This window comes from Microbacterium sp. NPDC055455, assembly GCF_053619935.1.
The window spans coordinates 117,293-136,514 of the sequence record NZ_JBSHLB010000005.1 but is presented as its reverse complement, the minus strand read 5'-3'; the positions used below and the strand labels follow the sequence as shown (position 1 = coordinate 136,514).

Genomic DNA, 19,222 nt, shown 5'->3' with positions numbered 1-19,222 from the left:
GCTCGTGGCTGTCGTCGTGGTGCTCGCGCTCGGCGCGCTGGTGCCCATCGTGTACGTCGTCCAGGCCGCCGTGGCGATGGGTTGGGACCAGCTGTCGGCGCTCGTGCTGCGGCCCAAGGTCGGCGAGCTGCTGGTGAACACCGTGCTGCTGGTGCTCATCGGCGTGCCGGCCACGATCTTCCTCGGGGTGGGCGGGGCGTGGCTGGTGCAGCGTACGACGCTTCCCGGCCGCGCCGTCATCAAGGTCGCGCTCGCCGCTCCGCTGGCCATCCCGGCGTTCGTCGCCAGCTACGGCTGGGCGAGCGCGATCCCCTCCCTCAACGGGCTGTGGGCCGCCGTGCTGGTGGCGACGCTGGCGTACTTCCCGCTGGTGTACCTGCCGGCGCTCGCCGCCATCCGCGGCCTGGATCCGGCGCTGGAGGAGACGGCCCGCACGCTCGGCATGGGGTCGTGGGCGGTGTTCTTCCGCGTCGTCGCGCCTCAGCTGCGTCTGGCGGTGCTGGGCGGGGCGCTGGTGGTCGCGCTGCACCTCCTCGCCGAGTACGGAGCGTTCGCGTTCCTGCGCTTCGACACGTTCACCACGGCGATCGTGGTCGCCTACCAGAGCACCTTCGCCGGTCCGAACGCCGCCGCGCTCGGCCTGGTGCTGGCGCTGCTGTGCCTCCTGCTGCTCGTCGCGGAGTCGGCCGCGCGCGGCCGCGCCCGGTATGCCCGCCTGGGGAGCGGCTCGCCCCACCCCGCCGCCACGCTGCGGCTGGGCCGCTTCACCGCACCATCGCTGATCGCCGTCGCGGTGGTGCTGACGGGTGCGCTCGTGGTGCCGCTCAGCAGCGTCGGGCGGTGGCTGATGCGGGCCGATCCGGCTGCGTTCGCAGAGGTCGGGGTGGCCGCGCTGCAGACGCTGGGTCTCGCACTGGCCGGGGCGGTGTGCACGATCGCCGTCGCGCTGCCGTTCGCGTGGCTCGCCGTGCGCTATCCGGGACGGGTCTCACGGGTGCTCGAGGGGGCGGCGTACCTCGCCAGCAGCCTGCCGGCCATCATCGTCGCGCTGGCGCTCGTCGCCGCCACGCTCGCGTTCGCACCGGCGCTGTACCAGACCCCGTTCACCGTCGTGGCGGCGTACGTCGTCATCTTCCTCCCGCGCGCACTGGTGCCGCTTCGAGCCGGCCTCTCGCAGGTCCCGGAGTCGCTCGAGGAGGCCGCGCGCGCGTTGGCGGTGAGCCCGGCGGCCGCCCGCATGCGCGTCACCGTGCCTCTCCTGCTCCCGGCGATCGGAGCGGGAGCCGCCCTCGTGGCGCTGGGCGCGGCGAACGAGCTCACCGCCACCCTCCTGCTCGCCCCCACGGGCACCAGCACCGTGGCGACGAGCTTCTGGTCTGCGGCATCCGCTCTCGACTATCCCGCCGCGGCGCCGCACGCGGTGCTGCTCGTGCTGCTGTCGGTGCCGGCGGTCGCGCTGATGTTCACCCACGCGACGGGGAGGACCGTTCGATGACCCTGCGACTGGACGGCGTGTCGAAGGCCTTCGGCGACACCGAGGTGCTGCGCGACGTCTCGCTCGAGGTGCCGCGCGGCACGCGCCTTGCACTGGTCGGCGCCTCGGGCAGCGGGAAGACGACGCTGCTGCGTCTCGTCGCGGGTTTCGTGGATCCCGACGCCGGCGTCATCAGCCTGGGCGGCGACGAGCTGTCGCGACCCGGCCGCAGCGTCCCTACCCACCGCCGCGGCATCGGCTACGTGGCGCAGGACGGCGCGCTGTTCCCGCATCTGTCGGTGGGGCGCAACATCGCCTTCGGCCTGCCCCGCGGCCCCGGCCGCGTCCAGAGAGTGCGGGAGCTGCTCGAGCTCGCCGCGCTGCCCCCGGCCTACGCCGATCGCATGCCGCACGAGCTGTCCGGCGGGCAGCAGCAGCGAGTCGCCCTGGTCCGGGCGCTCGCCCAGCAGCCCCGCATGATCCTCCTCGACGAGCCGTTCAGCGCCCTCGACACCGGACTGCGCTCGTCCACCCGGGACGCCGTCATCGAGGTGCTGGAGCGCAGCGGCGTCACCGCCGTTCTGGTCACGCACGACCAGGAGGAGGCGCTCTCGTTCGGCCACCAGGTCGGCGTGCTCGTCGGCGGCCGGCTGGTGCAGTCGGGCGACCCGATGGCCGTGTACGACGCGCCTGTCGACGCCTCGGTGGCGCTCTTCCTCGGCGACGCCCTCGTCATCCCCGCCCACGTCGACGCCGACGGCGTCGAGTGCGGATTCGGCCGCCTCGCCGTCCGGCACGATCTCTCCGGCGGAGCGGAGCACGTGCGCGCGATGGTCCGGCCGGCGCAGCTGCGGGTCGCCGCGGCCACGCACGGTGCCGCCGCCGCACTCGCCGCGGTGGCCAACGCGGTCGTGACGGCCGTGCGTCCCGCGGGGTCGACCGCCGACCTGCGCCTGCGCGTCGGGGCGGGGGAGCTCGCGACCGAGCTGGTGTACCGGGTTCCCCAGCACCGTGCCGCGGCGTTCGCTCCCGGCACGGCGGTGCGGGTGGTCGTCGAAGGCGGTGTCGTGCTCTACTCCGCGGCCGCCGCCACGACGGGGAGCATCGTCACGGCTGGAGGGCCCGGGACCGCTTCCGCCCCGCTTTGAGCCTCTTCATCACGGCTGGCGCGGCACCGCTGGCGGTGGCATAGGCCCGGTAGGCGAGCACGCCGACCACGAACGAGAGCAGCGTCCCGAGCCACGGCGCGCTCTGCTCGAACGGCGGGTAGACCTGCCAGTGCGTGAGATACACGAACAGCGACGCGGCGGCGACCGTGACGAGCACCGGCACGGCGACGCGCGGCACCGGGACGGCTCGAATCCACAGGAGCGCCAGGATGCCGCCGACGACGATCGCCTCGCGCCCGGGGTCGCCGAAGAAGCCATACGCGGATGCCACGGCGAGCGCCGACACCGCCAGCCGCCGTGCCGTGGTGTCGGCCCGCGCGACCAGCCAGCCGAGCGCGACCAGCCAGAGCACGACGGGGGCGGTGTAGCGCTCGACGTGCTCGGCGGTGAGGCCGGTGAGTGCGAACCGCGCGGCGAGCGCGGCACTGAAGACCACGAGCGCGAACGTGAAGGGCGCGCGCCGCTCCAGCCGGTCGACCGGGCGCACCGCGAACAGCAGGGCCGCACCGGCGATGGCCCACACCATCGCCTCGAGGAACCAGAACTGCCACTGTTCGCTCCACCGGCCGTCGCCGGGGACGAAGTTGTTGACCAGTGCGACCGTCGTCGGCGCGTACTGCCCGGTGACGAGCGCGACCGCTCCGATCCAGAGCACGGCCGGCACCACCAGCTGGGACGCGCTGCGTCCCAGGCGCCGCAGCCGCGTCGTGCCGGCGACGGGCGCCAGCTGGAACCTCGCCAGGTTGTACCCGGCGACGGCGAGCAGCAGGTGTGCGCCGCCCTGCAGGGTGAGGAGGTCGGCATGCGTGGCGACGATGAGGAAGATCGCGGCCGCGCGCAGCAGCACCGGCGTCTCCAGCCGCGTCCAGACTCTGCGGCGCGGTGGAGAGGCCTGGCGCGCCGGGGGAGCGGTCGCTGCCGGCAGCTCGCTCCCGGTCGTCGGTGCGGCTCTGCCGTCTGCCGACGGGGCAGGCGGTGCCGGTGGCCGGTGCCGCGCTGCCAGCTCCCGCGGCGTGAGGGCCGGCCAGTCCCGCGGCATCGATCCGAGCATCTCCCCGAGTCGCAGCGAGATCTCGACGTAGCTGAGCGAGTCGCCGCCGAGCCCCGCGAACGAGTCGTCGAGCCCGGCATCCGGCTCTCCCAGCAGTGCCGCGTAGAGATCGCGCACGCGTTCGGCCGTCACCGCGTCGCCCGGTGGCGCGGTCGCCTCGCTCGCGCGGATCGCAGGGTCGCGCAGCTCGGCGTACCGCGCGAGAGCGGCATAGTCGCGCTTCCCGTTGGACGTGCGAGGGAACTCGGCGACGGCGTATGCCGAGATCACGCGCGGCGGCAGGCCGGTCAGCGCGGCGGCGCGAGCGCGGGCCCGCTCGGCCGTGCGTTCCGATGTCGCGAAGAGCAGCAGGCGCTCGTCGGCGCTCGTCGCGCGCGCCTCGATGCCCTCCTCGGCCAGCAGCTGCTCGATGCGGTCGAGGTCGAGGCGCAGGCCGAAGACCTTCACGAAGCGGTTGATCCGGCCGACGATCTCGTACAGGCCGTCGTCGCGTCGTCGTCCCACGTCGCCCGTGCGCAGCTCGGTCAGGCTGGGACCGAGCGCGAAGTCCTCGGGAGTGTGCGCGTACCCCATCATGACGTTCGGGCCCTGGTAGACCAGCTCCCCGGTTCCGCTTTCGTCGACGGCGTCGATGCGGAAGGACCCGCCGGGGATCGGCCGGCCGATCGAGCCCGCGTGGGTCGCGGCCAGGTCCGGCGGGAGGTATGCCATGCGCGCCGTCGCCTCTGTCTGCCCGTACATCACGAACAGCTCGAAGCCGCGCTCTCGGCCGAGCTGCGCGATCCGCCGCACCGATTCGGGCGCCATGCGCCCGCCCGCCTGGGTGACGTAGCGGAGCGAGGGCAGCTCGCGCGCGGCGAAGCCCGCCGCATCGAGGAGGTCGAAGGTGTACGGCACCCCGGCGAACGACGTCACCCCGTCGCGGCGCGCCTGGATCCAGAACTCCTCATCGGCGACCGACCTGCCGGTGAGCACCACACTGGCGCCCGCGAGCAGGTGACTGTTGACCACCGAGAGTCCGTAGCAGTACTGCAGCGGAAGCGTGGTCGCCGCACGGTCCGCGGGGCTCAGCCGCAGGTACTCGCCGATGGCCGCCGCGTTGCTGCGCACGTTCTCCGCCGACAGCCGCACGAGCTTGGGAGACCCGGTCGACCCCGACGTGCTCGACAGCACCGCGAGATCCGGGTGGAAATCGTGCCGGCTGCCGACGCGACGCTCCTCGAGCACCCAGCCCGACGGGCCGTCCGCGGCGACGAGATCGGGGTCGAACCGGGCGATGAGGGCGGCGCGGTGCGCTCGCGCGCCCTCCTCGCCGGACCCGTCCACCAGCAGCACCGGGTGTCCGCCCTCCAGGGCTGCGAGGTACGTCACGATCGGTTCGACCGCATTGCTCGCCGCGATCATGACGAGTCGACGGATGCCGCCCATCTCGTCGCGACGACGTGCCACACGCTCGCGCAACTCGTCGTAATCCACGCGAACGCCGTCGGCGATCAATGCCGGGTGGTCCGGGCTACCTCCCAGAAGCGAGAGGCCGGGCGCGGTGGCGGTCGCAGTCATCGAGGTGGGGGATTCCTCCGAGGGTGCGGCTGGCGGGAGCACGCGACGGGCAGGGCAGGTATGGCTATCCTAACCTGCTCGTCCGCGTCAGCCGCTCGCGAGGAGCTCAGCGGAACGGCCACTCGGAGTGATCACCGGGGAGTGCCTGCTCCTCGCCGGGTGCGTCCGGAATCTCCATGCGCTCGACGAACACGGGAACGCCGGGACTGATGAGAACCGACACGGACGCGCTCGTCGACGCCGTCGGCAGGTCGACGACACCTCCGCCCGCGAGGATCCCCGCCATCAGCTGCGCCAGCACAGCTGCCTCGTCGACGTCCATCGGGAGGCGATGGACGTAGTCGCCGATGATCAGATCGATTGCGTGCACGTAATCTCCCTTCCCCCGCACGGTACGTCGGCTGAACCGGCACCACCTCGGGGGTTGCGCACGGCCGATGTCCGTGCTCAGTGCCCGGTGATGACGGGCCGCCTGCTCCGCCCATTCCTGCGACGCCGTCCCGGGGGCATGCCCGCCTGCGGTGAACACCGGATCGGATGCCGCGCCCGCGCCGAACTGACCGACGCGGCCGTATTCGGCGAGGACTCTGCTGACACCGAATCCCTGCGCGTCTTCATTGCTGTCGATCACGGCCGACGCTATGAACAGACCGACGAGTATGTGTCGCGACGGTGGGCGCGAAAAGCAAGGGGGGCGCGCATATCCAGACAGTCTGATTCGCTCGTAGCAAGGGTGCACGCGCGCCCGGCTCGTCGGCGACAACGCCGATGATCGCGACTGGACAGAGGAACGCACCAACCGATGGACGAGGCCACGCCATGACTGATGTAGCGGATACCGACCGCCGGAGCGGGGATGCCGCGCGATCCACACAACTGGCAGCCGTCATCTACAACCCGATCAAGGTCGACCTGCCGGCGATCAGGGCCGTCGTCGCGGCCGAGCAGACGGCTGCGGGCTGGGGTGAGACGCTGTGGTTCGAGACCAGCGCCGAAGACCCGGGGCAGGGCATGACCGAGGAGGCGCTTGCCCAGGGCGCGACGATGATCATCGTCGCTGGCGGTGATGGCACGGTGCGGGCTGTGGCCGAAGCCGTGCGCGCGCGGCCTGTCTCGCTGGCTCTGCTGCCTTCCGGCACCGGCAACCTCCTCGCCCGGAATCTGAAGCTCACGCTGGATGATCTCGAGCACTCCATCCACTCCGCGTTCACGGGGGAGGATCGGCAGATCGATCTCGGGATGATCGAGATCCGCCGCGAAGACGGCACTGTCGACCGCCACGCTTATCTGGTCATGGCGGGGCTCGGACTCGACGCGAAGATGCTCGCTCACACCGATGACGAGCTGAAGGCCAAGGTCGGCTGGCTCGCCTACGTGAAGGCCATCGCGACCGCGTTGCGCGACAAGAACCAGCTCAGGGTGCGCTACCGCCTGGACGGACACCGAGTGCGGTCGTTGCGCGCGCACACGATCATCATCGGCAACTGCGGTTCGCTGCAAGCGAATGTGCTGCTCCTGCCGGACGCGGCCGTCGACGACGGTCTGCTGGACATCGTCCTGCTCCGGCCCGAAGGATTCATCAGCTGGGCGCAGATCGTGACGAAGATCATCTGGGAGAACGGCGTGCTCAGCCGCACCCGCTTGGGCCGGAAGTTCCGCACCAAGGAGGTGGACGCCCTCAACTACATCAGGGGAGCCCTGTTCACCCTCATCGTGAGTCGCCCCGAGCTGATCGAGCTCGACGGCGACGAGTTCGGCCGCGCGGTGGCCATCCGCACCTGGGTGGAGCCGCGACAGCTCACTGTGCGGGTGCCCGCCGAATCCAGCGACTGACGCGGAACGTATCAGGTGCCGACGCGGGCCAACTCTGGTTCTCGGTGCGCGGCACCGTCGAGCGACAGGTCGACAGGTTCGGGAATGAGCCACAGGCCGGCGGTGGTGGCGGCGGCGGCGGCCAGGATCGCCAGCCAGGCCGGGTTGATCGTCGCGGCGGTGGGTCGGTCGAACGCGAACCTCAGGGGAATGTCCGGTGACATCCAGAAGCTTTCCGCGGAGCGGATGTGCTCATCCATGTCGCACCGGAACAGAAACCGTTCGCCACGGCGCAGCTTGGTGACGATGACGACCTGCAGATGCAGCAGCATGCGGTCGTCGATCACGGAGCCTTGCCCCAGCTGGCCATACGTGAAGGTGCCCATCGTGGTTTTCCAGTCCGCGTTCCCACGCCGTCGGGTCGGTGGAGTTGACCGGGGTCTGGGGCACTCACTTCAGAGTATGTCGCGTCCATAGGCCCCGCAAGGGCGAGCGCTCGGGCCCGATGCGCCGCGGCCGGCCGCCTATGAGTATGAGGACGAGCTTGCGCGTCGCTACGATCTCCGAGGCGCGGGGGCCCGCGCTGGCAGCGCGAGCATTGACCGCGCGGCTACCTCTTCCTACCGCGCCGCTGCTTCCGGGTTAGCGGCGAGACGTGGGCCAACCTGTTCGTGGTCTGCCCGGGCGAACCCCGCGAAAGCCCGACCCGGCCCTGCCCACCCGCCGAGAGCGTGGGCGAGGGACCCGCACGAGACTCGAGTGTCGAGATAGACATCGTGGTCACGGTCGAGCTCGAGGCACCTCGACACCGAATTCTCACCCGGGCAGGTCGCCTCTCTGGAGCGACGAGGCATGCGATAGATCAGATCCAAGACTGGCGCGAGTGGCTAACGCTGCACGTCGGCTACGCACAGACCGGGCTTGGACTGCACGGGATCACGAATCGAGCGCCAGGTCTCGTGATAATCGGTCGTGACGACCCCGTCACCGATCCGCAACCCGCGCGTCTCAATAGCGGAGACCAAAGCCGGATCGACGTCCACTCATGGGATTGGCTCCTGCGACACGTCCGATCGCATCGGGCAGCCGAGTTCGCGTATGACAACCTCCGGGAGCAATCGCCTGCGCTCCGCGCGGTGGCATCGATGCGAACCGCAGAAGCACCCTCGAGCTTCGAGGAGATGCTCTCTGACTCCGAAGACTTGGAACTCGGCTAGACCTCTGAACTCCCGTTGGGGGACGGACCCCATGAGCCAAAACATCAGGCCACCGATGATGAGGATGAATGCCATCTGCGCAAGGAGCGGCAGCCAGTAGCCCTTGATGCGCGTGGCACCGGCGTAGCGCACGCTCAAGTCCATTCGGTAGCGCGAGTTCCTCATCGGCCCGGTCGTCATCCAGTCGTTGTCAGGAGGCGAGCATCGTTGGAGGCGAGGCCACCGTGGTCACCGCGACTCCGCAGGCACGTCAACATATCCGCTCACAGTGCGGTGAGCGGGACGCACACGTTGTCGCCAATCATGTACGAACCGACGTTGAGACCCGGGTCGAAAGGGTCCACCGGCTTGTGTCCAGTTGCGCCCCCACAAGAGCACGTCAAACTCGCGGTCGGGGTCGATACCCTCGTGCGCCGTTTGCGGGCGTTCCTCTTCGGGCGCCGATATCAAGATGACGAGGAAGTGCTCCCTACCAACGCGTGGCGTAGAACACCGCATCCTCGAGGGAAGCGACAGTCGTGTCGCGCGACCGCTCTCCGCGGCCGGTGCGAGCCACATAGCGTTCGCCATCACGAATGAAGGAACCTGTTTCGCGCCCGTCCACTTCGACGACGTATACGCGACCCTCGAGGTGGATGGTCGCGTGTACTCCTCGGTAGTCGATCTCGACCCTTTCCCCCACAGCATGCGGCAGCTTGATTGTCACATGGCCGAGAGTACATCCCCGATCGCCGACCGTGCGGGAGATCTTGAGCGGACGCAATGCCGGTCCTCTGCCGTGCGCTCTGCGTCCCTTGCGACATTGTCGCGACGCGCCGGAGCGACGCCGCCCACCGTCCCGATAGGGTCCAGTCATGAGGCTTGTGAGAGTGCAAATCGCCGGGTACGGACGACTGCGCCATTCGTCGTTCTCCACGGAGCGAAAGCTAACGGCTATCCTGGGGCCGAACGAAGCAGGCAAGTCCACCATTCTACGCGCGCTCCTCGCCCTGAACGACGATTTGCCGGTTCCCTTCGCCGTGCGGAATCGATCTTCTGTCGTCGCCGACGAAGATGTGGTGCTTGAGGCTGAGTACCTCCTGGATGACGCCGACTCCGCACCCTTCGCCGACCGGCCATGGACCCATCGACCAGCCAGAGTGGTCCTCAAGAAGCGCGCCAACGGGGCTCGCGAGTTCGAGTTCGACGCGCTCCCCAGTTACAAGCCCGACGTCTGGACAGCCATCACGCGATCGCTGAACACCTTTAATTCGATCGTGAGCGACGCCCTCGCGGTGTCCGATGACTTGTCGGAGGAAGACAATCAGCGCCGAGTCGAGATCTCCGATCAGTACGAGCGGCTGGAGGCCGAGGTCGCCGCAAAGAATCTCACGATCACCCCTGATGAATTGACGACTCTGCGGGCTCAGATTGCGGAACAGCTCGGATCTACTCTGGCGAGCCCAGATCTCTTCGATCCCGTAGTCCGCGCGACCGAACTCGTGGCAGCCGAGCCTGATCCCGCCGCATTGATAACGGAGCACTTGCAGGAACGACGGCCGCGATTCGAGTTATTCGATGACGCTGATCGGCGCCTCGAAGCGGAGTACCTTCTCCAGGACCTCGAGAGTTCGGTACCCAAAGCTCTCCAGAATCTCCTATCCCTGGCGGGCACCACGCTTGTCGACATTTTGCCCGACTCATCTCGCCGAACCGCGGTCTCGACCGCTCAGGATGAGGCCACCGACACTCTCGAGCATGTGTTCGCGAACGCTTGGACACAGCACCCCATCGCAGTGAAGCTCGGATTCGAGTCAGATCGCATCACCGTCCTGGTTCGTGATCGCGGCCCGGGTGGAAAGACTATTTCGTTCGATGAGCGTAGTGACGGGCTTCGCACCTTCGTTGCGTTGACGGCGTTCCTTGCAACCCGAGGAGGCGCCGTTCCGCCGATCCTGCTGCTCGATGAAGCCGAGACACGGTTGCACTGGGACGCGCAAGCGGACTTGATATCAGTCCTGCAGACGTCTTCTGAAGTCGGTCAGATCATCTACACAACGCACTCACCGGGTTGCCTGCCACCGGATCTTGGGACGGGCGTGATCTTCGTTCAACCGGATGTCACAGATTCGAACTCGAGCCAGGTTCGGAGAGACTTCTGGACCGTCGAGGCGGCTAACGCGTTCGGCGCGAGTCCAATCTTGTTTCTGATGGGGGCGAGCGCCGCCGCCTTCTCGCGAGTCCGCCGAGCGATTGTCGCAGAGGGGCCGAGCGACATGATCCTCCTGCCGACCTTGTTCCGAGCGGCAACGAAGTTGCAGGAGTTGGACTTTCAAATTGTTCCGGGAATCTCGACTACCTCGAAGGAGCGCCTCGGAGGGCTGGATGACTACGGAGTCAAGGTCGCCTACCTCGTTGATGGTGATGCACAGGGTGCAGAGTGGACGAGGCAACTGGTCGAGGCAGGGGTCGATGAAGACCGCATCAAATCGCTCCCCAAGGATAAGGCTGCGGAGGATCTACTCGACCGGGATTATTACGTTCAGATCTTCCTGGGCCTCGCGGGGCGACCCGAGACCGTCGCAGACTTGGCGCTGGCGCCGGGTCCGCTGAAGCCTCAGCTGGAGGAGCTTTGCGCTAACAATTGGGGCATCGATCCTCCTTCTGCGGTCGATGTCGCTGAGCGCATCATTGGCGATCTCGACGCACGATCGCCGGGCGAGCCTGACCATCGCCGAGTGCGCCTCGCGAAGGGCGCCGGTCCGGCATTACGCGCCCTGCACGAAGAGTTCATTCGGCTACTTGACGGCCGACGCTCGTCCGCGGACGTGTGAGCGCATCGGGTGTTGGTGCGGGCCGAGGCGACGCTCCCCTAGGTGTAGTGCCCAGGGACGTTGTTTGATCTGGGCGTCCTGATGTGACGAGAACCTCCAAGGCAGCCTGGAGCTGCTACCGCTTCCGCTCTGAACCGAGGAGGTTCTCGTGTCCCACGCTAACGCGGCGCTCACCCCGCGCCAACGCCTCAGGCTTGCCAGGCAGATCGTCGACGACGGGTGGTCGGTTTCAGCTGCCGCTGATTACTCCCGGGTGTCGTACCCGACCGCAGCGAAGTGGGCCCGACGCTACGTCGAGCTCGGCCCCGACGGCATGGTTGATCGGTCGAGCAGACCGCACCGGCACCCGAACAAGACCCCGCAGCCGCTCGTGAAGCGGATCGTGCATCTGCGGATCAGGAAGCGCTTCGGCCCGGTGCAGATCGCCGGACGCCTCGGGATGCCAGCCTCGACGGTTCACGCGGTGCTCGTACGCTGTCACCTCAACCGTCTCTCCCACGTCGACGTGCGCACTGGTGAGCCGGCCCGTCGCTATGAGCACGATCATCCCGGATCGCTGATCCATGTCGACGTGAAGAAGCTGGGGAACATCCCGACGGCGGCGGGTGGCGCGCCGTGGGACGCAAGCAGGGTGGCCGCAACCGCGCCGCGACACCCGGCAAGGCACGCAACCAATACCGGGGCGTGCTGATGCGTCACGCCTACGTCCATACCGTCATCGATGACCACTCCCGACTCGCTTACGCCGAGATCCACGACGACGAGACAGCAGAGACCGCGATCGAAGTCCTGCGACGCGCCGTCTCGTGGTTCGCAGACCGCAGCGTCACGCTCGAGCGCGTGCTATCCGACAACGGTCCTGCCTACAGGTCCAACGCCTGGTGCTACGCCTGCGCCGAACTCGGCATCAGCCCCAAGCACACTCGCCCGTATCGACCCCAGACCAACGGCAAGATCGAGCGCTTCCACCGCACCCTCGCCGACGGCTGGGCGTTTAGCCGCGCCTACTCCTCCGAATCAGCCCGCCGGGCGGCCCTGCCCGCCCGGCTGCACTTCTACAATCACCACAGGCCCCACACCGCCATCGGCAAGCTCCCGCCCATCAGCCGGATCTCAAACAACCTGCCTGGGCACTACAACTAGCCGTGCAGTGACGCCAGACCATCCGCCGCCGTGCTTGGTATCAGATTCAGCTCGAGGCCTGGCCATGTGGATTTGCGACCGAAATCGAAACCTTCGCCAGAAGCGCCAGCGGCCAACCGTGCGACGTAGCCGAACCGGTGGACGCCCGCAGTCCATTTCTCGACGTCGGGGTCGATGATCGACAGACGTCGAGCGACATCGCTATTCATCCATCTCGTGATCGCAGCGTTGATGTGTTGATCGCGGAAGGAATACCCGACGACCGTGAGCCACTCGCTCTGCGCCAGAAGCCGGTCCAACTCGACCAGCATTGCAAGGAAGGGGCCGTCTGATCGCAGCTTCGAGTTGAGGCCGAAGACAAGGGCTGGGTTAGCCGCGATCTCCCCATTCGTGCGCACCAAGTGCTCCGTCTGCATCCGCCTTCCCGTGGGACGGGCGTGGTGCATCGCGTAGTCGAGCGAGCCGTGCAGCTTCAACAGGCGGACGTCGACCTCCTCCTCCCATACCCAGCTATAGCCGCCTCGCCAATCATCAAGACCGGTGGCGAGGGAAACGCCGAGCTGATTGGCAGCGCTCTCGATCGCCAGGTCGTAGTTGAGCGTCGCAATTGCAGTCAGGTCTGGCGCCAGGAGCATCGGGTACAGGTAAAGGAGATGCGTCTCATCGACCTGGAGAAGCCGAATGAGTGTTTCAAGCATCCGACGCTCGAGCTCCGCCAGGAGTGTAGAAGACGTTGGTTCGGTGAGAGCAAAGACACCCCGCTCAAACTCGGCTTGCACTTCGTGGCTTCCTGCATGCTCGCCAAGGAGCGCGTCTCGGAATTGTCGACCCCAGGATTCTGGGAGACCCGCAGGGCCTGTCGCTGCGTCGAGGCTGCCATTCCAGCGCTCAACGAACGCCGTGATGTCGAGCTCGTCGCGTCGCTTCAAATCTCCGACAGCCGAGAACACACGCTCCACATCCGGAACCGCGAAGGCGTCGCCCCCAGTGCTGGCATCCTGCTGAATCATTGCGCCGACCACAGCATGCAGGAGTTGCCCGACCGGATCTGGATAGAAGCCGCGGCCGAGGTGGCCCGCAATCGCCTTCGTGAGGCCAGCGCTTGGCTCAAGCCCAGCATCGACGGACGCGCCGGCTCCAAGGAGGAACATTCTTCTCACTCCCTTTGTGTACACGGCGTGCGGGCGCAAATGCCAATCTGCGTCGATTCCCCGATCGCCAGTGGCTGGCTCAGCCCGGTTCCCGGGCCGCGGGCGCTAACCGATTGCCGGTAGAACCCCGCTTGCTTGCTCCGGTGCGCTCCACAGGGTGCGGTGAGGTGATATTTTCAGCCGGGGGTCCGGTCGTCGTTCCCCCACGGAGGTGGGGGCAATGTATCCAAGCGCACTATGTGCGGCTGTCTTCGGGCGGCGAAGCTTCAACGTAAGCAGTGATGATCTGTGAGCAATCGTCCTGACGATTCGCCTCGCAACGGCTCTGACCGGGGCGACCGGGCCTCCCTTGGAAGCGGCAAGTCCAGTGAGGACGCCCTGGAAATGCTTGCTCGGCGAACGTACGCGACTTACTTAGCTCGGTTGCGTACTGCGAATCGCACCAGGTTACGCGGTCAGTTGTGGAATCTGCCGCTCGTCACCTCGCCGGTCGTCACGTTGATCGTCGCAGTGGTGTCCCTGAACGCACCGGATGTTTATAGTGACCGCACCGACCTTCTGCTGGTTGTCTTGTCGGTTCTCACGTTAGTCGCCTCGATCATCGTTCCCAGCGCGAACTACGCGGTGAACGCTGAGCGCCTATTCACTGCGTATCGGGGTCTTCAGCGACTGTCAGTAGACCTCGAGCGGGACAGTCAGCGGCTGCGGCTTGGCTGGCGCAGGAATCGGGTTGCAGCGCGTGCTTCCCATGAGTACCAAGAGATTCTCGATCGCACGCAGAACCATTCGGGCGCGGACTATTGGGGTGTCATTCGTTTTCAGAACGTCGGTCGTCGCGCGAAGGGCGACGACCTCGTGAAGATCCCGTTCAGCGGCTACGCACAGCTCGTCGCGAGCTGGTCGTTAACGGCCCTGCCCGTCGCACTCGCACTCGCGTTGGTGCCGCTCTTGTTCCCGGCAGTCGGGTGGATGTTCGGTGACTGACGCGCTCGCGCGGCTCGCGTTCAATCTGGCGACTGAGGAGTCAGCGCTTGCGAGTTTGATCGCCCGACTTGGTCGGGTGTCAACTGCGAGAGGTCGCGACGGACAGCTCCCGGAGGCGTATGCGAAGGCGGTTGACGAGGCGCATCTCCTGTCCCTCCGCGATAGGCTGAGAGCCGGGGAATGGTCGTTCATCGCATATCGAGAACGGTTGGCGCCCAAGTCTCATGAGGTCCCTCCGCGGCAAATTTCCATCGCTGCCGCACGGGACCGTGTGCCGTTGCAGGTCATGAATAACGCGCTGATGTTTAGTGCACAGCACGCGCGGCGACAATCGCCGCACCGAGTGATGCGGCGTCTTGTGGAGACGGCACAGAGCGCTGGGTACGACCATGTGATCCGGCTCGACATCAAGAACTTTTATCCGAGCGTCGAACACGCGGCCGTCGAGGAAGAGCTAGACAAACATGTTCCGCTCGACGCGGTAAGGAACATCATTCTCCGCGCGCTGCGGACGCCAACGATCGCCGACCACGCGCCCGCACACGGAGGGCCTGGCACTCGTGGTATCCCGCAGGGACTCGCGATTTCCAACTCGCTGGCCGAGCTGGTCATGCACGAGTTTGATGCGAAGTGGCGCGAAGACGATTCGGTTCACTACTTCCGGTACGCAGACGACATGATCTTTCTCACGCAACGGGACAGACACCAACAGATCTATCGCGAAGTGCGAAAGGACCTTACACCGATAGGGATCGAGCCACACCCTTATAAGACAAGCAAGAAGAGCCAGTGGGGACATTTGAGTGGCGGCGTCGAGTTTCTGGGCTACCGGGTTTCCCCTACTGGGGTGAGCGTGAGGTCGTCAGGCGTGCACCGCCTGAAGCGTTCCATAGCTTTGTCCTTCGCGCGTTACACCACCGAGCGTGCATCGCCGGATACGCGAGTCCAACTCCTTGCGCCCGCGCGACTCACGTGGTTCCTGAATCTGCGCATCACGGGTTGCCTCCTTGATAAGGAGAGCCGCGGATGGGTGCAGTACTACGCTCTTCTGACCGACATCGGCCTATTGAAGGACCTCGACTACTTCGTGCAAGCGCTAGCCGCCGCTAACGGCGTCAGCGGTTGGCTCGAGCAGAGGTCGTTCGTTCGAACCTATCGAAAGTGGGCAAGACGCTCGGTCGACACCAGTGGCTACATCCCGAACTTCGACGAGTACACGGACAGTGACAAGCGGGCAGTCCTTGAGAATGTCTTCGGCGTGACCGAACAACGGATGAACGCCAACGGGCCTGTGTGGGTGGAGCGTGAATTCGCCCGTCGCACTCGTCTCCACGTGTACAGCATGGAACGCGACCTCACGCCGAACTATTGACGGACTGGGCACAACCTGGCGATGTAGAGCGAGTAACGCACGGCGTCAGCGCAAGCGGCCGGAGCGCGATGTCCAGACCGCTAAAGCCGACCCCCCTGCCAGCGGGAGCAAGGCAAGCGCAACGCGTATAGGCATCGCGACAACTCAGGAGTCTATGGCGAGGTGATAGAGGCTCAGCGGCTTGCAGCGGCGTCCTCGTCCGGCACGCGCTGTGACGCAGCGACGGCGCGTGTGAGGGCGATCTCACACCTCGACATCGGGATCCTCACCGATCGCGTGCTGCCGCTCCAGATCGTCGACACGTGCCTCGAGGGCGTTGAGTCGATCGAGTAGCTCGAGTACGACGTCTCCGACACCACCTCTCATCGCCGGAGCAACCCGAACCGTGTTCCGAATCTCTTCATCCGCAAGTGCCATGGGGCGGAGTCTAGATCCCGCTCAATCATGTTCGAGGGGTCTAGCAACGACGGCCTACGGCATTTATCCCTGCGCGCAGGTCGGTCGTTGGCGCGAGACGCGAGGAGACTTTATGAGCCAGGTCGAAACTCGCGCTGATCACGCCCGAAAAGCCCGCGCGAGCCTCTTCTCGTTGGGCTCCCGGCAATCGAACGCCGCTACATACCTATCCCGCGCCCCACACTCGGCGCCCCAACCACCGACCCCATAGCCATCGCCGCCTCCCGGTTCCGCGCCGCGCGTCGCATCTCCGCCTGCGGCGCGCGCAGAGCATCCTGAATCGTCAACTCCGGAGTGCCGCGTTGCATGGACTCGGCGAGGCGCTCGCGGGCCGCAGCATCCGTCCGCGCGACGACGATCGCGACGTTGTGCACCCGCCCGCGCGTGAGGCCTACGTAGAGCCCCGCGGCATCGACATCAGGACCGACCACCGACGCGTGGGCGGTGTCGCCCTGCACGCCGTGCACGGTGGACGCGTAGGCGAGTTGCAGGTGCTCGCGCGCGTACTCGGTGGACACACGCGCCACCTCGCCGCTGTCGCTCACGGAGACCAGAGACAGGTACTCGTCGCGGATGCCGCGCACGATCCACTGCGCGCGATTCTCGACTCCCGTGAGCCGGTCGTTGCGACGGGTCTGGACGGTGTCGCCGACGAGGATGCGCTGCTGCCCGATTCCCCAAGCGGCGACGCGCACGTCGAGCTCGCCCTGGTCGACCCGCCGCTGCTGGATGGCGTCGTTGATCGCATCCGCCTCAGCATTCGTCCCGGAGACCAGCGTCACCCGCTTACCGCGTGCGTGCCAGTCGAAGTACGCGTCGATCATCCGCTCGCGCGCCGCGTCGTGATGTTCGACCCGGTCGACGTGACCGTGTTCGGCAAGCTCGCCCGCAACCACCAGCGCACGCTCGCGATCACCCGCATCGCGGAGCCGCAGTGTGAGCGCCGCGTAGTCGGGATCGCGGAACCGGTGCACCGTGTCGAGCTCGACCGCAGCGTTCGCGTGTCGGATCGCAGAGCCCATCGCACCCGCATGTCCGACCGGCAACGCCTGATGCGTGTCACCCACGAACGCCAGCCCGACACCCTGCTCGATCGCGAGCTCAACGAGGACGTTCGCCGTCTGGAGGTCGACCATCCCGGCTTCGTCCACGACGATCCGATCGCGAGATCGCACCACGTACTGGGTCGGTCCGCCGTATGCGGCGCCCGTACTGGGATCGACTTCTCCCACTCGAAGCCTGGTCCACACATTCGCGCCGGCCTTGTCGGTGCCCCATCGGTAGCCGTGGTCCAAGAGCAAGGCATGAATACTGGATGCCGCCGCCCCAACCTCGCGAGACGCCACCGACGCGGCCTTCCGCGTGGGAGCAACAACGAGCATCCGCCGCCGTTGCGACGTGAGCGCCGTGAATGCAGAGCGCAGCATCGTCGTCTTGCCCGCGCCGGCGGGGCCGGTCACCGTCACGAGTCCGTCCGTGCCGGCGATGGCGCACGCGGCAACGCTCTGCGACGCATCCAGCGACGAGAGCTCTTCGTTCCGTGCGAGCCGGTGCAACTCGCTTGGCAGCAGGGAGCGCCCGGGTCGGGCGACCACGTCCAAGCGGCCGGCGAGACGCACCTTCGCGCGCACGGTCTCGGTCGCCATGAACGCCTTGACGTGCGCCGGCGGATCATCCGCAACGAGCCGGTAGACGGAAACCATCGCACGCTGCGAGATCTCGGCGATCACGTCGTCGAGCCGGTCGCGCTCCGCAACAACGCCCGTGCGCGAGAGCGCGCGTATTGCTCCCGCGCGGATGTCGAAGATGCTCAACCTCCCGCCGCATGATGTGGACCGTTCGTCCGCGTCGACGATCGCCTGTGCAGCGAGCAGATCCAGGTCGAGGGCTTGCGGGTCTGTTGCAGTGACTGGAATGGGCGCGCGCGGGGTGATCAGACTCGGATCGATCGCTGCGATTTCGTCGCGGACGCGCGCCTCCCACGACGCCTCATCGACATCGGCCGGCTTGTTCGGACGCGACACCGCCCACGCGCGTCGGTCGATCTGCTGCAGCACCTCCACGCTCGGAGCAGATCCTCCGTGCGCCGCTGACCACTCCGCGATCAGGCGCGCGCGGTTGGTTTCGATCTGCGCCGACCGACGGGAGACGCGTCGGATGCAGCCGGCGAGTCCCGCGATCTCGCCATCCTCGGCGAGCGTGTACCCGTGCTGGGCGAGCACGGCGATCCAGGCGGGATCGGTGCGGGCGGCGAGCTCACCCTCGGCGTTGACGACGGTGTGCAGCTTCATCGCGACGCGCGAGTCGAGGTTCGACCATTTGCCGTCGGCACCGAGCACCTTGATGTTCAGCCAGAGGTGACGATGAATGTGCGGGTCGAGCGCGCGCGAGCGCCGATGCTGCAGCTCGACGACCTCGATGCGGGCGATCTCCTCGCGGATGAGCCCTCCATGCCCGCGCCGCGCGTTGAGCTCCGCCTGCCACGTCAGCAGGATGCGATCACGTAGCCGGTCCTGCAGTGCTTCGAACTCGGCGGCGAGTTCGGGATGCAGCAGCGCTGCGATGCTGTACGACTTCGGGTGGTTGAGCGTTCCGTCGAGCAGCAGGTCGGCGTCGGGGTTCAGCCGCTGATGGCCGCGCACTTCGCCGGTGACCGGGTCGTGTCCGGTGAGCCAGACACGAAGGCCGCCGGCGGTGAGCTCGTCTTTGCCGACCCTGCCGCTCGCGACGATGAATCGTGAGACGGTCGTATTGGATGCCGCACCATACGCTTTGAGCGCGTCAACGCCGGGGGAGTGGTGCAGATGAGCGTCGCAGATGCCCTCGAGCGCGTAGCCGATCGCCTGTCGAACTCCTCGGGAATCGACACCTCGCTTCCAGCGTTCGAGGCCTCCTCGCATGCCGCCAGAATAGGACGCGTTCTCGCGGTTATCCAGGGATTTTTCCGGTGTGCACGTACGTGTAGGGGAGTGCTTCTAAAGGGTGTCGCTCACCCCGGGTGCCTGCGTGCATCGCTGTTC

Annotated in this window: 13 protein-coding genes and 1 pseudogene; 7 read left to right on the top strand and 7 right to left on the bottom strand. The window is 66.9% G+C overall.

All coding sequences use genetic code 11. The annotated features are described in order from the left end of the window. Nucleotides 1-4: 4 nt before the first annotated feature. Together ACWGUG_RS14095 and ACWGUG_RS14090 are read left to right on the top strand one after the other, a co-directional pair. Nucleotides 5-1,495 carry an ABC transporter permease gene (locus tag ACWGUG_RS14095; protein ID WP_452325050.1) on the top strand — a complete coding sequence of 497 codons (1,491 nt, stop codon included), beginning with the start codon at nt 5-7 and terminating at the stop codon, nt 1,493-1,495. After that, the gene (locus ACWGUG_RS14090; protein WP_378881830.1) at nt 1,492-2,622 is read left to right on the top strand and encodes an ABC transporter ATP-binding protein; all 1,131 of its coding nucleotides are present in this window, start codon (nt 1,492-1,494) and stop codon (nt 2,620-2,622) included. The genes ACWGUG_RS14095 and ACWGUG_RS14090 overlap by 4 nt, the downstream gene beginning before the upstream one ends. Here ACWGUG_RS14090 and ACWGUG_RS14085 read toward each other — a convergent pair. Together ACWGUG_RS14085 and ACWGUG_RS14080 are read right to left on the bottom strand one after the other, a co-directional pair. Further along, nucleotides 2,582-5,254 carry an AMP-binding protein gene (locus ACWGUG_RS14085; protein WP_452325049.1) on the bottom strand — a complete coding sequence of 891 codons (2,673 nt, stop codon included), beginning with the start codon at nt 5,252-5,254 and terminating at the stop codon, nt 2,582-2,584. The two genes, ACWGUG_RS14090 and ACWGUG_RS14085, sit on opposite strands and share 41 nt — an antisense overlap. Before the next feature lie 106 nt (nt 5,255-5,360). Next, entirely contained in the window at nt 5,361-5,624 is a 264-nt protein-coding gene (locus ACWGUG_RS14080; protein ID WP_336396611.1) for a hypothetical protein, read from the bottom strand. A 398-nt stretch (nt 5,625-6,022) separates the two neighbouring features. Between ACWGUG_RS14080 and ACWGUG_RS14075 the strand changes: the two genes are divergently transcribed. After that, entirely contained in the window at nt 6,023-7,087 is a 1,065-nt protein-coding gene (locus ACWGUG_RS14075; RefSeq protein ID WP_452325048.1) for a diacylglycerol/lipid kinase family protein, read from the top strand. 11 nt (nt 7,088-7,098) lie between these two features. Here ACWGUG_RS14075 and ACWGUG_RS14070 read toward each other — a convergent pair whose 3' ends face one another. Beyond that, nucleotides 7,099-7,452 (bottom strand): DUF7882 family protein, encoded by a 354-nt coding sequence (locus ACWGUG_RS14070; RefSeq protein WP_452325047.1) that lies wholly within the window; start codon nt 7,450-7,452, stop codon nt 7,099-7,101. Between the two features lie 1,300 nt (nt 7,453-8,752). After that, nucleotides 8,753-8,989 carry a hypothetical protein gene (locus ACWGUG_RS14065; RefSeq protein WP_452325046.1) on the bottom strand — a complete coding sequence of 79 codons (237 nt, stop codon included), beginning with the start codon at nt 8,987-8,989 and terminating at the stop codon, nt 8,753-8,755. A 148-nt stretch (nt 8,990-9,137) separates the two neighbouring features. Here ACWGUG_RS14065 and ACWGUG_RS14060 point away from each other — a divergent pair, with 148 nt between their 5' ends. After that, nucleotides 9,138-11,096 (top strand): AAA family ATPase, encoded by a 1,959-nt coding sequence (locus tag ACWGUG_RS14060; protein ID WP_452325045.1) that lies wholly within the window; start codon nt 9,138-9,140, stop codon nt 11,094-11,096. Nucleotides 11,097-11,244: 148 nt separating this feature from the next. Continuing rightward, nucleotides 11,245-12,239, top strand: a pseudogene (locus tag ACWGUG_RS14055) (IS481 family transposase). Here ACWGUG_RS14055 and ACWGUG_RS14050 read toward each other — a convergent pair. Beyond that, a complete protein-coding gene (locus ACWGUG_RS14050) occupies nt 12,236-13,390 on the bottom strand; it encodes an SIR2 family protein (protein ID WP_452325141.1) in 1,155 nt (384 codons plus the stop codon). The pseudogene ACWGUG_RS14055 and the gene ACWGUG_RS14050 overlap by 4 nt on opposite strands. 384 nt (nt 13,391-13,774) lie before the next feature. Here ACWGUG_RS14050 and ACWGUG_RS14045 point away from each other — a divergent pair, with 384 nt between their 5' ends. Both ACWGUG_RS14045 and ACWGUG_RS14040 read left to right on the top strand, forming a co-directional pair. Continuing rightward, on the top strand, nt 13,775-14,374 hold the full coding sequence (locus ACWGUG_RS14045; RefSeq protein ID WP_452325140.1) for an SLATT domain-containing protein: 600 nt from the start codon (nt 13,775-13,777) through the stop codon (nt 14,372-14,374). Next, entirely contained in the window at nt 14,367-15,746 is a 1,380-nt protein-coding gene (locus ACWGUG_RS14040; RefSeq protein ID WP_452325044.1) for a reverse transcriptase domain-containing protein, read from the top strand. Before ACWGUG_RS14045 ends, ACWGUG_RS14040 begins: the two co-directional genes overlap by 8 nt. 243 nt (nt 15,747-15,989) lie before the next feature. On the opposite strand, the gene ACWGUG_RS14035 is transcribed toward ACWGUG_RS14040, so the two are convergent. Continuing rightward, nucleotides 15,990-16,163 carry a hypothetical protein gene (locus ACWGUG_RS14035; protein ID WP_452325043.1) on the bottom strand — a complete coding sequence of 58 codons (174 nt, stop codon included), beginning with the start codon at nt 16,161-16,163 and terminating at the stop codon, nt 15,990-15,992. A 197-nt stretch (nt 16,164-16,360) separates the two neighbouring features. Then, complete coding sequence (locus ACWGUG_RS14030) at nt 16,361-19,102, bottom strand: AAA family ATPase (protein WP_452325042.1); 2,742 nt, start codon at nt 19,100-19,102, stop codon at nt 16,361-16,363. Between the last annotated feature and the right edge of the window lie 120 nt (nt 19,103-19,222).

Excerpts from the sequence above, each read along its gene's own strand:
- ACWGUG_RS14090 (WP_378881830.1), top strand. The coding sequence starts at position 1,492 with ATGACCCTGCGACTGGACGGCGTGTCGAAGGCCTTCGGCGACACCGAG.
- ACWGUG_RS14085 (WP_452325049.1), bottom strand. The coding sequence starts at position 5,254 with ATGACTGCGACCGCCACCGCGCCCGGCCTCTCGCTTCTGGGAGGTAGC.
- ACWGUG_RS14075 (WP_452325048.1), top strand. The coding sequence starts at position 6,023 with ATGATCGCGACTGGACAGAGGAACGCACCAACCGATGGACGAGGCCAC.
- ACWGUG_RS14070 (WP_452325047.1), bottom strand. The coding sequence starts at position 7,452 with ATGGGCACCTTCACGTATGGCCAGCTGGGGCAAGGCTCCGTGATCGAC.
- ACWGUG_RS14060 (WP_452325045.1), top strand. The coding sequence starts at position 9,138 with ATGAGGCTTGTGAGAGTGCAAATCGCCGGGTACGGACGACTGCGCCAT.
- ACWGUG_RS14050 (WP_452325141.1), bottom strand. The coding sequence starts at position 13,390 with ATGTTCCTCCTTGGAGCCGGCGCGTCCGTCGATGCTGGGCTTGAGCCA.
- ACWGUG_RS14045 (WP_452325140.1), top strand. The coding sequence starts at position 13,775 with ATGCTTGCTCGGCGAACGTACGCGACTTACTTAGCTCGGTTGCGTACT.
- ACWGUG_RS14035 (WP_452325043.1), bottom strand. The coding sequence starts at position 16,163 with ATGGCACTTGCGGATGAAGAGATTCGGAACACGGTTCGGGTTGCTCCG.
- ACWGUG_RS14030 (WP_452325042.1), bottom strand. The coding sequence starts at position 19,102 with ATGCGAGGAGGCCTCGAACGCTGGAAGCGAGGTGTCGATTCCCGAGGA.